The sequence below is a fragment of the Streptosporangium sp. NPDC002721 genome, from assembly GCF_042888905.1.
In the GTDB taxonomy this organism is placed as follows: Bacteria; Actinomycetota; Actinomycetes; order Streptosporangiales; family Streptosporangiaceae; genus Streptosporangium.
The window spans coordinates 82,533-96,771 of record NZ_JBIAQI010000010.1; the positions used below are offsets into that span (position 1 = coordinate 82,533).

Annotated in this window: 10 protein-coding genes; 5 read left to right on the plus strand and 5 right to left on the minus strand. The window is 70.1% G+C overall.

The genetic code is table 11. From position 1 onward, the window contains the following. Positions 1-3: 3 nt before the first annotated feature. The 3 genes from ACFYWM_RS15765 to ACFYWM_RS15775 all read left to right on the plus strand — a co-directional run bounded on the left by ACFYWM_RS15765 (position 4) and on the right by ACFYWM_RS15775 (position 3,292). Positions 4-1,011, plus strand: coding sequence for a DUF58 domain-containing protein (locus tag ACFYWM_RS15765; RefSeq protein WP_389914665.1), 1,008 nt, complete (start codon positions 4-6; stop codon positions 1,009-1,011). Positions 1,012-1,282: 271 nt separating this feature from the next. Then, a complete protein-coding gene (locus ACFYWM_RS15770) occupies positions 1,283-2,233 on the plus strand; it encodes a VWA domain-containing protein (RefSeq protein ID WP_389914668.1) in 951 nt (316 codons plus the stop codon). After that, positions 2,234-3,292, plus strand: coding sequence for a VWA domain-containing protein (locus ACFYWM_RS15775; protein ID WP_389914671.1), 1,059 nt, complete (start codon positions 2,234-2,236; stop codon positions 3,290-3,292). A gap of 80 nt (positions 3,293-3,372) precedes the next feature. Here ACFYWM_RS15775 and ACFYWM_RS15780 read toward each other — a convergent pair whose 3' ends face one another. Further along, the gene (locus ACFYWM_RS15780) at positions 3,373-6,063 is read right to left on the minus strand and encodes a ricin-type beta-trefoil lectin domain protein (RefSeq protein WP_389914674.1); all 2,691 of its coding nucleotides are present in this window, start codon (positions 6,061-6,063) and stop codon (positions 3,373-3,375) included. A 254-nt stretch (positions 6,064-6,317) separates the two neighbouring features. Here ACFYWM_RS15780 and ACFYWM_RS15785 point away from each other — a divergent pair, with 254 nt between their 5' ends. Beyond that, complete coding sequence (locus tag ACFYWM_RS15785) at positions 6,318-6,479, plus strand: hypothetical protein (protein WP_389914677.1); 162 nt, start codon at positions 6,318-6,320, stop codon at positions 6,477-6,479. Positions 6,480-7,086: 607 nt separating this feature from the next. Here the strand turns inward: ACFYWM_RS15785 and ACFYWM_RS15790 are convergent. After that, complete coding sequence (locus ACFYWM_RS15790; RefSeq protein WP_389914680.1) at positions 7,087-7,713, minus strand: hypothetical protein; 627 nt, start codon at positions 7,711-7,713, stop codon at positions 7,087-7,089. Positions 7,714-7,863: 150 nt separating this feature from the next. Further along, on the minus strand, positions 7,864-8,775 hold the full coding sequence (locus tag ACFYWM_RS15795; protein ID WP_389914683.1) for a hypothetical protein: 912 nt from the start codon (positions 8,773-8,775) through the stop codon (positions 7,864-7,866). A 458-nt stretch (positions 8,776-9,233) separates the two neighbouring features. Here ACFYWM_RS15795 and ACFYWM_RS15800 point away from each other — a divergent pair, with 458 nt between their 5' ends. Next, positions 9,234-10,667, plus strand: a complete 1,434-nt coding sequence (locus tag ACFYWM_RS15800; RefSeq protein ID WP_389914686.1) for an aldehyde dehydrogenase — start codon at positions 9,234-9,236, stop codon at positions 10,665-10,667. Between the two features lie 203 nt (positions 10,668-10,870). On the opposite strand, the gene ACFYWM_RS15805 is transcribed toward ACFYWM_RS15800, so the two are convergent. Beyond that, positions 10,871-12,163, minus strand: coding sequence for an acetate/propionate family kinase (locus ACFYWM_RS15805; RefSeq protein ID WP_389914689.1), 1,293 nt, complete (start codon positions 12,161-12,163; stop codon positions 10,871-10,873). After that, complete coding sequence (gene pta / locus ACFYWM_RS15810; RefSeq protein WP_389914692.1) at positions 12,160-14,202, minus strand: phosphate acetyltransferase; 2,043 nt, start codon at positions 14,200-14,202, stop codon at positions 12,160-12,162. Before pta ends, ACFYWM_RS15805 begins: the two co-directional genes overlap by 4 nt. Positions 14,203-14,239: the final 37 nt, after the last annotated feature.

The following is a 14,239-nucleotide window of genomic DNA, read 5'->3' on the forward strand; positions in this document are numbered from 1 at the left end:
GTCATGGCCACCGCCCCCGAGAGGCTCCTGCTCCGCCTGGAGTGGAAGGTCGTCCGCAGGCTCGACGGCCGGCTCCAGGGCGCCCACCGCACCGCGCACCGCGGCTCCGGGATCGACTTCACCGGGTTGCGCCCCTACGGTGACGGCGACGACGCCCGGCACATCGACTGGAACGTGACCGCCCGGCTGGACGAGCCGCACCTGCGGGTGTTCACCGAGGACCGCGAACTGACGGTGTGGCTCGTCCTCGACCGGTCGGCGTCGATGACGGCCGGCCGTCCGGGGCGCGGCAAGCACGACGTACTCGCCGAACTCACGCTCGTCCTCGCCCGGCTGTTCGGCCGGGGCGGCAACCGCGTCGGCGCCCTGCTGTTCGACACCGGGACGCCGCGCGTCGTGCCGCCCGGCACCTCCCGGCGGCACGCGCTGCGGATCGGCGCCGAGCTGGAACGCACCTCCAGTACGCGCGGCGACACCCCCGAGGCACGCGGCGGCACCACCAAGGCGCGTGGCGGCATCTTCAAGCCGCGCAGTGGCACCTCCAAGGCGCGCGGCGGCATCTTCAAGAGGCGCGGCGGCACCTCCGAGGCGCGCGGCGGCACCACCGACCTGGCGGAGATGCTCGACGCGGCCGGACGGCTCGCGCGCCGCCGCGCGCTCATCGTCGTGCTGTCGGACTTCATCGGCGACGGCGACTGGGAGCGCTCGCTCCAGCGCCTGGCCCGGCGGCACGAGGTGGTCGCCCTGCGGATCGTGGACACGGCCGACGACGTGTTGCCCGAGGCCGGTCTGATCGTGGTCGAGGACGCCGAGACCGGCGAGCAGCTCGTCGTCGACTCCGCCGACCCGCTGCTGCGGGTCCGCCTCCGCGCCGCCGTCGACGCCCGCGACGCCCGGCTCCAGGCGGGCATGCGCCGGGCCGGGGTGCCCGTCCACCGCATCGACACCGACCGCGACCTGGCCGAGGCACTCGTCGAGGTCGTCGCCCGGACCGGGGACCGATCGCCATGACCGAACTCGCCCCCCGGACCGGAAACCGACCCAAACCCCACCCCACCGAGACCGCCCCCCAGGCCGAGAGCCGGCCCACAACCCATCCCGCCAAGGCCGTCACCCGGACCGGAAACCGACCCAAACCCCACCCCACCGAGACCATCACCCGGACCGGAAGCCGACCCAAGCCCCGGTCCACCAAGACCGCCCCCCAGGCCGGGCGCCGATCCACAACCCAGCGGCTCACCCACGCCGTCAACGGACACACGAGGCCGGCGAAGGAGGCCTCATGACCCTGTCCTCCTCGCTGCCGCTGGTCGTCGGGCTGCTCGTCACGGCGGCGCTCGCCTGGGCGGCCGTCGTCTCGGCGCGCCGCCGTACGGCCGCCCTCACCGCGGCCGGGGTCGCCGTACCGGGCGGGCGCCGGGCGTACCTCGGCACCGGCCTGACGATCGCCGGCGTCGGGGTGCTCGCGGTCGCCACCGCCGGACCGACGGCCATGGTCCCGGTCCCGCGGACCGCGGGCACCGTCATCCTCGCCATCGACGTCTCCAACAGCATGGGCGCCGACGACGTCACGCCCACCCGGCTGGCGGGCGCGCAGCGGGCGGCCCGCGCGTTCGTGGCGGCCCAGCCCGACAGCGTCGACATCGGGGTCGTCGCGTTCGAGCGGGGCGCGCTCACCACCGCCCGGCCCGACGCCGACCACTCCGTCGCGCTCAAGGCCATCGACCGGCTGAAGATCACCGGTGGCACCTCGCTGGGGACGGCCATCACGGCCTCCCTGTCGGCGATCACCGGCAAGCAGGTGGCCCTCGGCCGCGACGGCGCCCCGCCCGACATCGGCTACTGGCCGTCGGCGACGATCGTGATGTTCTCCGACGGCCAGAACCAGGGCCCGGACGTCGAGGAGGCCGCCACCCTGGCTCAGGGCGCGGGTGTCCACATCCACACCGTCGGGGTCGGCACCACGGCCGGGGCGACGGTGAAGGTCGACGGCTACCACCTGCAGACCTCGCTCGAAGAGGACACCCTCACCTCGATCGCGCAGACCACCGGCGGCGCCTACCACCTCGCCTCCGACACCGCGCGGCTCGACGGGATCGCCGACACGATCGACCTGCGGCTCACCGTCTCCGACGAGCCGCTCCCCCTCGCCGGCGGGCTGATCGGGCTCGCCCTCGCGCTGCTCACCGCGGGCGCGGCGCTCACCGTGCTCCGGTCCGGACGGGTGATCTGAATGTCCTTCTCATGGCCGTGGGCACTGCTGTCCCTCCTGGTCATCCCGCTGATCCTCGCCATCCGCGAGTGGTCGCGGCGCCGCCGCCGACGGGCCACCGTGCGCGTCACCTCGATCGCGCTCGTACGCGGCGCCCTGCCCGGCCGTACGCTCTGGACGCGGAAGATCCCCGTGGTGCTGTTCATAACCGGACTCGCGCTGCTCGCGGTCGGGGCCGCGCGACCGCAGGCGTCGGTCCCGGTGCCGCAGACGGCGGTGACGATCCTGCTCGCGCTCGACACCTCCGGCTCCATGTGCTCCACGGACGTCGACCCCAACCGCCTCACCGCCGCGAGGAAGGCCGCCACCGAGTTCATCGAGTCGCAGCGAGGCGGGCCGCGCATCGGCCTGGTCACCTTCGCGGGCACCGCGGGCCTGCTCGTCCCGCCCACCGACGACACCGACTCGCTGATCGAGGCGCTGGACGGCCTCACCGTGTCCCGCGGCACCGCGATCGGGCAGGCCGTGCTCACCTCGATCGACGCTATCGCGGAGGTCGACCCGTCGGTCGCCTCCACCGGCGCGGACCCCGTCGGCGGCGGATCGGGCTACGCCGGTGCCGCGATCGTCGTGCTCACCGACGGCGCCAACACCCAGGGCGTCGACCCGCAGCTCGCCGCCCAGGAGGCGGCCCAGCGCCGCGTCCGCGTCTTCCCCATCGGCTTCGGCACCACGAACCCGGCCCCGATGGTCTGCGACAACTCACAGTTCGACGGCCGCGGATTCGGCCGCTGGGGCGGCGGCTCCGGCGGCCGGGGCGGATTCGACAGGGGCCGCAGCCCCCGTGTCATCGACGAGCCCTCACTCAAGCGGATAGCCCAGACCACCGGCGGCTCCTACCACCGCGCCGAGAACGCCGACCAGCTCCAGAGCGCCCTCGACGCCCTCCCCGGCAGCTTCACCGTCATCCACCAACGAGTCGACACAGCCCCCGCCTTCGCCGCCGGCGGCGCCCTCCTCATCACCACGGCCCTGTCCCTCTCCCTGTGGTGGAACCGCCCCCGGCCCCCGACCCGCTGACGTACCCGTGGCCGCGACGCCTTCGAGGGCAGGCCGCGGGCGGTGCGCGTACGACCGCCCGCGGCCCGGTGGGGCTCACGTCAGCCGCGCAGGCTCCACTGCTGGTTCGTGCCGCCGTTGCACGACCACAGGATGAGCCTCGTACCGTTGGCGGTGCCGCCGCCGAAGGCGTCCAGGCACAACCCGGACTGCACACCGGTGATGGTGCCGTTGGCGTTGAGGTTCCACTGCTGGTTGGCCTGTCCGTTGCAGTCCCAGATCACCACCTGGGTGCCGTTCGAGGTGCCCTGGTTGTTGGCGTCCAGGCACTTGTTGCCGAACACCTGCAACTGCTTGCCCGACGTGTACGTCCACCGCTGGTTGGTGCCGCCGCCGCAGTCCCACAGCTGCGCCTGGGCGCCGTTGGTCGCCGTGCCGCCGGTGACGTCCGCGCATCGGCTCGACTGGCCGCCCACGATCGTGACGTTCTGCTGGCCGCCCCCGCTGTTCCCCTGCCTGACGAGCGACTTCGACTCGGCCGACCGGTTCCCCTGGGCGTCCACGACATAGAGCCGGTACTCACCGGCCGACGCCGGGACGGCGATGGAGGTCGCGGTCCCGCCTGCCCTGGTCATCGTGTTACCGGCGACGAAGGACGTCGTACCCGAGGGAGCCAGCCAGACCGTCCTGCTCGCGTCGCCGGCGCCCCGGATGGGGATCGACGTCACACCGGCGCCGACGAAAGTGCTGGCGGGCAGGACGTAGTCCGGCAGGGAAAGATTGCCCTGAGGAATGATGTTCCTGTACGCGTCCTCCAGTCCGGAGTTCACCGCGATGCCGTAGGCCTGCGACGGCCAGACGTAGTCGGAGGACACGAGGATGTCCTGGACCGTGCTATTCGGCAGGTTCTTGTTGGAGACCTTGTTTATAGGACCGTATGTCTGCGTGATGCTCAGATCATGCTTACGCCCGAAGTCGTCGGAGTTGATGAGCCACGTGATGTTCTTGTCCACGCTCAGGAGGTTGTCGCGGAAAGTGATGTTCCCCGAGCCCTCGTCCGGGTGGAGTCCGTACTTGTGGCCGGACGGGACGCCCTGCATGTAGTTGTTGGTGATCGTCGTTCCCGGCTGGTTGCCCAGCGTGTAAACGGGGGCCGTGTCGCTCAGGCGCTGCACCGTGTCGATGAAGTGGTTGTAACCGATGGTGTTGTTCTTCGCCGTGGTGGTCGGCCGGTTGGGCGCGATCGAGCCTGACGATCCGTCGAAGTTCCACCACCCCCAGCCGAGCGTCACACCGGACCACGGGGTCTTCTCGATGCGGTTGCGCTGAATGGACAGGCCGTCGGCGAAGTACGCCGAGATGGGGCTGTGCCCGTTGAACAACACGGCACTGTCGTAGATGTAGTTGTTCTTTATCTCGATGTTCCTGGGCGCCCCTTCGACCTGGGCGGAGTACTTCTCACGATTCGTCGCGGTGTGGTCCCCGATGTAGACATGCTGGGGATGCCCCACGGCGATGGCGGATCCGGCGATGTCGTTCGTGTAGTTCCCGATCAACTTCGTGTTCACCACGTCGTTGACCATGTTGATCCCGTCGACGCCGGTGTGCTGCACCCGGTTGTTCTGCAGGACGAGCCCGTCGGCGTTCTCGATCTGGATGATGCCGGGCGCCATGTCGACGTTGCGGTAGTAGTAGACGTGGAAGTTCTGCTTGGCGTACGCCTGCGCACCGAGGTTGCCCTGCTGGGCCTGCTTGAGCACCGAGCCGGCCACGTTGAACAGGTTCCAGTCGGAGTGCTGCACCGTGAGGCCGGAGAACGTGATGTTCCGGGCGCGGGCGCTCGTGGAGGTGCCGGCGACCCTGATGAGGGTGGAGACGTTGTTCGGCGCGAAGACCGTCGCGGTCGCCATGTTCTCGGAGCTCGCCTTGTAGTAGTACAGCGTCCGGCTCGTCTTGTCGAAGAAGAACTCGCCCGGTGTGTCCAGGAACTCATAGGCGTTCATGACCTTGTGGGTGCCGCCGACCTGGGCGTTCCCGTTGAAGGCGCCCTGGGCGATGGCCGCTCCCGGCTGCTGGAACCGGGCTATACGGTTCGTGCCGTCAGAGGTGACCTGCTGGACTCCCACGATGGCCGTGGTCCAGGTCGTCCCCGTCTCTATCTCGATGTCGTCCTGATTGCCGGCGATGGCGGGAAAGTCATTCAGACCGTACTTCGCCGCCGCGCACTGCGAACCCGACTCCCACGCCCAGGACGCCTGCCCCGCGGTGACGTTGTAGGTTCCGGAGCACCCCGCCGAGCTTATTGTCTTCGACGCCATGTACGCCCGCTTGTCGTTGACGTAGAGCGTACGCAGCTTGTTGCCGCGATTCAGCGGGGCTTTCCAGATGTTGCCGCTGTGCTGCGCCCATCCGGTCACCTGAACGCCTCCGCTGAGGATCGGCGTCTCGTTCTGGTACGCGGCGTATATGACCCGGTAACCATTCGTCCCGGAGTCGGCCGGCGTGAAGTCGATCGTGCCGCCGACCGAATAGTTGCCCCCGCGAAGATACACATTGATGTCGTCCGTCATGTTGGCGTTCACCGTACGGACGACGTCCCTCGCGCGCTGCAGGGTTCTGAACGGTGACGTGAGCGTTCCGGGGTTGGCGTCGTTGCCGTCGGGGGCGACGTAGTAGGTCGCCTGAGCCGCCGAGGCCGAGGCACCACCCGCGAAGGCCGGCGGCGACACGGCGGCGACGAACACCGCGAGCGCCGCCAACACCTTCCCGGTGGTGGACGAGGCTGACTTCACGCTCTGTTCCTTTCGCTGGTTCCGAGCAGAGTGTTCGCCGCGCGATCACCTCGCCGTGGCAGAACCCGTCGGGGTGTGCCGTCGCGCGGACGTGGCGCCTGTCTGGCAGTCGGGGACATCGATCGGAGGGCCACGCACGTTTACGTGCCGAGGGGCCGGCCGCCCTCACGCCGTGCGCGGCGATCGCCGGTGGAGCGTGGCCCTCGGCAGACTCGTCGCCGGTGAGGCCGGATGTCCATGCCGCAAGACGGACGGTGCCGGCCGACCTTGCGCACCGGGCGTTCGCCACCGGCGGCTCATGCGTCCTCCGGTACGCGAAGGACGAGCTCGCCGACGCCGAAGGAGCCCCGGTCGTCCGCCCCGGCGCCTCGCTGACGAGGGTCACCGCCGCCGGGGCACGAGAGGTCTTCTCATGACACGCCCCAAGGATCCGTGGCAGACATGGCGTTACCATTTTGTAACGTATGACGTATGCCGAATGACGTCTGGGAGTAATGTCGCATTAACAGGGGTTTCCCGCAATAGTTGATAGAGCAGAGGAAAGCGCGCCTTCGCCCCCCAGCGCCGTGACGCCGGGCGATCTCCCGCGACATGGCGGGCTTCCCGCGGGTCGCGACGGGTCGCCGCCGGTCACGCGTACAGTGCGACCCGACAGCTCACGAGCCCGATCCGCCAGGTCACGGGCCGACGCTCCCGTCACCGCACCGGTCGCCGGCGGCTCGGCGCGACCCTCCACCCGGCGCCCGCGGCGCACCGAACTCCCGCCGGACCGTCCCGCGTTCCGGACAGGCCGAGGAAGGGAATCGATTGCATCAGCAGTGATGGATCACCTCTGTCGATGTAACTTTCATCAGCGAACGTGATCACACTCGCCGGTTCACTCAGTCGCCACCGGTCACGGAAATGATCGGCGGCGCCGGACGGCCCACAGCAGCGCGCCTACGAGGCGGCGCAGCCACAGGTACGAAGTCACCAAGGTCACGGTGACGAAAGCTTGAAGATCAGCAGCGCTCTTCCGGCTTCTCAGTCGACGGCGAACGAATACCGGCACGCCGCGAGGTCCTCGGCGAGATCCTTCAACGTGAGGTCGGCGTTCAGCACGGTGACCACCGCCTGCGTCAACGGACGCAGGGCATGGACGTGCCGCACCGCGTCAAGGTCCACCGGCACTTCGTAGTAGTCCTCGGCGAACCGCCGGAACGCCTCCGCGGACGGATCCACGAGCAGCTCGAACAAGTGCGCCGCCCCGTTGGGATCGCGCTCACCATCCGGATACTCGATCTCACCCACCCGCCAGCGATCGTCGCCGGCCTCACGCCACAGGCAGGCGGTCACGGCCGGCATGCCGTCCTCCTGGCAGAACGCGGGCTCCTCGACGCAGTGGCGGAAAACAGCGGGGACCGAGTCGAGCACCCCCGGCCACGGCCCGTCGTTGGCGTACGGACTCATCACCGCCTCGTGATCGAAGCCGCGGATGTACGCGCCCGCCGCCGAGAAGACGATGGCGTATTCGTCTCCCGAGCCGTTGCGCATCGAGGCCATCTCCTCCCCCGGCCTCCAAGCCGCGTCGAAAGAGTGGTAACGGCTCTCCCACTCCGGATTCAGGACGGCCTCCAACACCGCCATGGACCGGCACAGATCACGAAGCACCGGGACACCAGGCAGCAGACGGGCCACATTATGAGCAGTCATACCCCCCAGCGAACGCCGGCGACTGGATCGTCCCAGGTTTCCGGGGGGCTTCGATGTGCCCCGAGAGAGGCTTATATCGAGGTCGCCGCAGGTCAGAAGCTTGGCAGCTCAGAACATCGAGATATGCACGTGGTCGATGTGGTTCGCTGTGTTGCCGCCTCGGTTGGACATCATCTTCCAGCCGGCGCCGGTGCGGACGTCGTAGTACTTCTGCTGCCAGATGATGTACATGACCCCCAAGCGGTTGCCGTTGTCGATGGCCCACTGGGCGAGGCGGTTGCCGCGGTCCAGGGCGTCCGACGCGGGGACGCTGCCGCCGGAGCTCATCATGAAGTCGCAGGCCCGGCCGCTGCCGTGTTCGCCGGGGTCGCCGGGGCGCAGGCAGCCGTAGCCGTACGGCATGGGGAAGTTCTGCAGCACGAGGTTGCGCATGGTGACCGTGCGGGGGGTGAGGCCGCCGTTGCCCGTGGGGGTCTGGAAGCCGTACTTGGCCAGGAGCCTCTCGATCCTGACCCGCTGCCGCTTGAGATCGGCGATGTCCTTCTTGAGCTTGACGATCTTCGTGTCGGCGGACCTCTCCGCGGCCTTGGCCTTCTTGATGAGGTCCTTGACCCGGTTGAGCTGGGTGGCGCGGCGGCTGGCCAGGTAGGACATGGTGGCGGCCTGGCCGAGGGCCAGGTTGGCGTCGCCCTGGAAGCTCAGCAGGTTGCCGTCGTCGAGGGCGCCACCCATGTAGGCGGTCTGGGCGAAGCGCACGACGTCGGTCTCGGCATTGGCCAGGGCGCGTCTGAGGCTCTTGGCGTTGGTCGTGGCCTTGCCCGCCTGGACCCGGGTCTCCTCCAGGCTCTGCACCTGGCCGCGGTAGCTCTTGTTGATCTCGGCGGCCTCTTTGGTCAGCTTCTTGAGCTCGGCCTCGGGGCTGGGCCTGGCGGTCTGGAGGGGGGTGGCGCCGGCGACGGCGGGCGACAGGAGCAGCACGGTGAGTACGGCAGCCAATGCGGCTGCGCGAGTCGGCCTCACGCTTCGCTCACCTCCGGAGCCCCCTCATGGACGGAGCGAAACTATAGAAGACGATCTTGAGGCTCGCCACCGGAACGGAGGAACTCGCGCACCATTGGTGAACTATCTACCCCTTTAGGGTGATTTAAGCAGGTACTGCAAGACATGTCACTCCGGCCACTCCGGCAAATCCTCGCACAGAACGCACCACTCCACTTGCGTGGCGAAGACATCTCAAATCTGGAGTGCAAGGACATCTCACCCCAGGCTTCGACCCAGAACACCAGGGCATCTCCACCTACGGAGCGAAGACGTCCCGACCCGGGACACGAAGACACCGGCGACCCTTGTCATCTGCGACAGAACATGATTCGGTCTCAAGCAGCGGTGGGGCGCGTGGCGCCCTTCCTCGCCGAATGAAACGGATGAAACCGTCCGAGATTCGAGACTCTGGCCCGCCCACCAGGAGGCAACACATCATGCGCCAGCACGACACGCTCTTCATCGGAGGCGACTGGGTGGCCCCCGCCGGGACCGGCATCATCGACGTCGTCTCCCCTCATACCGAGGAGGTCGTCGGCCGGGTACCCGACGGCACCCCCGCCGACATGGACCGGGCGGTGGCCGCCGCCCGCCAGGCGTTCGACCACGGTCCCTGGCCCCGGATGACGATGGCCGAGCGCTCGGCCGTCGTCGGCAGGCTCGCCGAGATCTACGCGGCCCGCCAGGGCGAGATGGCCGAGCTCATCACCCTGGAGATGGGCTCCCCCATCACCTTCTCCCAGATGGCGCAGGCCCCGCAGCCGCTCGGCATGCTCCAGTACTACGCCGAGCTGGGCAAGACCTTCCCCGTCGAGGAGGAGCGCCCCGGCACCTTCGGCACCGTGACCGTCCGCCGCGAGCCGGTGGGCGTGGTCGCCGCCGTGGTCCCGTGGAACGTCCCGCAGTTCGTCATCATGATCAAGCTGGCCCCCGCCCTCGTCGCGGGATGCACGATCGTGATCAAGCCCGCGCCCGAGACCCCGCTCGACTCCTACCTGCTGGCCGAGATGGTCAAGGAGGCGGGCATCCCCGACGGCGTCGTCAACATCGTCGCCGCCGGGCGCGAGACCAGCGAGTACCTGATCTCCCACCCGGACGTGGACAAGGTCGCCTTCACCGGTTCCACCGCCGCCGGGCGCCGCATCGCGGCGATCTGCGGCGAGCAGCTCAAGCGGTGCACCCTGGAGCTGGGCGGCAAGTCCGCGGCGATCATCCTCGACGACTGCGACCTGCCCTCCGCGATGGGCTTCCTGTCGATCGCCTCGCTGATGAACAACGGCCAGGCCTGCGTCGCCCAGACCCGCATCCTCGCCTCGCGCAACCGCTATGACGAGGTCGTCGACGCGGTCTCGGCGATGGTACGGGGCATGCAGGTCGGCGACCCGTCCGACCCGGCGACCGGCATCGGCCCAATGGTCGCCCAGCGGCAGCAGGAGCGGGTCGAGAGCTACATCAAGATCGGCATCGACGAGGGCGCGAAGCCGGTCGTCGGCGGCCTGGAGCGCCCCCACGACCGCGGCTGGTACGTGGCCCCGACCGTCTTCGCGGGCGCCACCAACGAGATGCGCATCGCCCGCGAGGAGATCTTCGGCCCGGTCCTGGCGGTGATCCCGTACGAGGACGAGAAGGACGCGATCCGGATCGCCAACGACAGCGACTACGGCCTGGCCGGGACGGTGTGGACCGCCGACACCGAGCACGGCATGGACATCGCCCGCCAGGTGCGCACCGGCACCTACGGCGTCAACCTCTTCATGATCGAGAACAGCTCGCCCTTCGGCGGCTTCAAGGGCAGCGGTCTCGGCCGCGAGCTGGGCCCCGAGGGACTGTCGTCCTATCTGGAGTACAAGTCGATCGCCCGCCTGGGCTGAGACCGGTCTCGTGGGGGACCCCAGGTGTGCCCGTACGGTTCGTACGGGCACACCGCCGGGCGGACCGCCCAGCGCACCCCCGCGACGCTGGGCGACCGCCCGACCACAAGAAGTATGTCCCACGACGATCGCCGAGCGATGATTCGGGCCTCGCGGACTTCTCCCGGCGGATCGCATTCATCCGCTGCCGTAGTAGACGTCTTTCATCCGCGATTGGTTCGGGAAACGACGGAAAGAGTCTGGCGGGCGATCTCGAACTCCTCGTCCGTGGGGATCACCGCGACCTTCACGGCCCCGCCGTCGGCGGAGACGAGCGTGTCGCCGCGCGCGTTGCGCGCCGGGTCCACGGTGACGCCGAGCGCCCCGAGACCGGCGAGCGCCCGCTCCCTGATCAGGGCGGAGTTCTCCCCGACGCCGCCGGTGAAGGCGATGACGTCGACCGTGCCGAGAACGGCGTAGTAGGCGCCGACGTACTTGCGAAGCCGGTGGCAGTAGACCGACACGGCCAGCTCGGCCTCCGGGTCGCCCTCGGCCAGCCGTTCCGTCACCGTGCGCATGTCGTTGTCGCCGCTGAGACCGAGCATGCCGCTGCGGCGGTTGAGCAGCGTGTCGACCTCGTCGAGGGACATGCCTCCCGCGCGCGCCAGGTGGAGGACCACCGCCGGGTCCAGGTCACCGCTGCGGGTCCCCATGACGAGGCCTTCGAGTGGGGTCATGCCCATGGAGGTGTCCACGCACCGCCCGGCGGACACCGCCGAGGCGCTGGCCCCGTTGCCGAGGTGCAGGACGATCACGTTGGCCTCCGGCCCGCCCGCGAGGAGGGCGGCCTCGCGGGAGACGTACGCGTGTGAGGTTCCGTGGAAGCCGTAGCGCCGCACCCCCAGCCGCGCGGCCACCTCGCGGTCGATCGCGTACGTCGAGGCGGCCGGGGGGATCGTGGCGTGGAAGGCGGTGTCGAAGACGGCGACCTGCGGCAGGTCGGGGCGGAGCCTCCGGGCGACCTCGATGCCCGCCAGGTTGGCGGGGTTGTGCAGGGGCGCGAGCGGGACGAGCTCCTCGATCCCCCTGACCACCTCGTCGGTGATTAACGTGGGCCGGGTGAAGGCCGTGCCTCCGTGCACCACCCGGTGCCCGATCGCGGTGAGCTCGGGGGAGTCGAGCCCCAGGCCGTCGGCGGCGAGCCGGGCGGCGACGGCCTCCAGTGCCGCCCGCTGGTCGGGTACCGGGGAGCCGGGCTCGCCGATGCGCTCCACCGTCCCCGAGGCGAGGCGCTCGGCGCCGGACAGGAGCCGGTACTTCAGCGAGGAGGACCCCGAGTTGAGGACCAGCACCCGGCCGGGAAGACTCCCGCGACCCGGCTCCCGGCCCGGATTCCCACCCGGCTCCCCCGCCCGGCCCGAACCACTCCCCCCGGAGGTCCCGGCCACCACCGAGCCGGCCACTTCGAAGGCCCCCTCGGAGGTCCCGGCCGTCCGCGCGTCTCGCTCGTCGCTCACGGGGTGACCTCCTGTGCCTGTACGGCGGTGATGGCGACGGTGCTCACGATGTCGGTGACCAGGGCCCCGCGCGACAGGTCGTTGACCGGCCTGCGCAGCCCCTGCAGGACCGGCCCGACCGCGACGGCTCCGGCCGAGCGCTGCACGGCCTTGTAGGTGTTGTTGCCGGTGTTCAGGTCCGGGAAGATCAGCACGGTCGCCCGCCCCGCGACCTGCGATCCGGGCAGCTTGGCGGCCGCGACCCTGGCGTCCACCGCCGCGTCGTACTGGATGGGCCCCTCGACCAGCAGGTCGGGCGCCCGCTCGGCGACCAGGGCGGTGGCGGCGCGGACCTTGTCGACGTCGGCGCCGCTGCCCGACTCGCCGGTGGAGTAGGACAGCATCGCGATCCTCGGCTCGACGCCGAACCGCCTCGCCGTACGGGCCGAGGAGATCGCGATGTCGGCGAGCGTCTCGGCTCCGGGATCGGGGTTGATCGCGCAGTCGCCGTAGACGAGCACTCGGTCGGCCAGGCACATGAAGAACACCGAGGAGACGACCGAGGTGTCGGGAACCGTCCTGATGATCTGGAAGGCGGGCAGGATCGTGGCCGCCGTGGTGTGCGCGGCCCCGGAGACCATGCCGTGCACCAGGCCCCGGTGCAGCATCATCGTGCCGAAGAAGTTGACGTCGGCGACCACGTCCAGGGCCAGCTCGGCGGTCATCCCCTTGTGCGCCCTCAGCTCGGCGTACTCCTCGGCGAACGACTCCCGCAGCGGCGAGGTGAGCGGGTCGGCGACGGCCGCCCCCGACAGGTCGAGGCCGAGGTCGCCGATCCGCCGCCGCACCACGTCCTCCCTGCCGAGGAGGGTGATGTCGACGATGCCGCGCCGCAGCAGGATGTCGGCCGCCCGCAGGATGCGGTCGTCCTCGCCCTCCGGCAGCACGATGTGCCGCCGGTCGGCCCGCGCCCGCTCCAGCAGGGTGTGCTCGAACATCATCGGGGTGACCCGCTCGGAGCGGGTCAGCTCGATCCTGTCGGCCAGGCCGGCCGCGTCCACGTGCGCCTCGAAGTGGCCGAGGGCCGTCTCGATCTTGCGCGGGTTGTCGGCGGTGAGCCGCCCCTCCAGCCCGGCCAGCGTGGTCGCCACGGTGAAGCTGTCGTCCTTGGCCGCGAGCACCGGCACACCGGGCGCCAGACGGGCTGTGAGCTCCCGTACGGCCTCGCTGGGCCTCTCCCCCACCGTGAGGACGACCCCGGCCGGTCTCGCCGTACCGGCCGCCTCGACCGCCAGCGAGACCAGCAGCAGGTCCGCGCGGTCACCCGGCGTGATCACGAGCGCGCCGTCGACGAGGTGCTCCAGGAACAGCGGGAGCGTGGCCCCGCCGAACACGAACCCGAGCACGTCGCGCGGCAGGCCGTCCTCGCCCTGGATCAGCTCGGCGTCCACGGCCCGCATGACCTGCCCGACGGTCGGCGCCGACAGCGACGGATGCTCGGGCACGGCGTAGCAGGGCACCGGCAGGTCGCACTCGATGACCGTGCCCTCGGGCACCCGGTTGGCGATCACCGCGAGCACCGTGCAGCCCAGGTCGGAGAAGACCTGGTAGCCGGTACGCATCTCCGTCGCGATCTCCTCGGCGTCGTCGCCGTGCGCGCCCACCACCACGATCACCGGGGCGCCGAACTCGGCGGCCAGGCGGGCGTTGAAGGCCAGCTCGCGCGGCAGGTCGTCGGTGTCGAAGGAGCTGCCGAGCACCAGCAGGGCGTCGCACTCGCGCTCCAGGGTGTGGAAGCGGGCGACCAGGTGGCCGATGAGCTCCTCGGCGCCTCGCTCGGCGTAGATCTCCGCGGCGTCCTCGGCGGTCACCCCGGTCGCCGAGGCGGCGGGGCGGTATCTGGCCCTGAGCAGCTCCAGGGTCCGGTCCTCGCCACCCCTCGTGATCGGCCGGAAGACCCCCGTGCGATCTACCCGCCCGGTCAGCAGCTCCATCAGGCCCAGCTCGACGATCTGCCTGCCGTCTCCCCGCCCGAGACCCGCAACGTAGATGCTCCGCATGCGTCCCTTTTCCTCGCCTCTGCCCGCCGCCGTCACA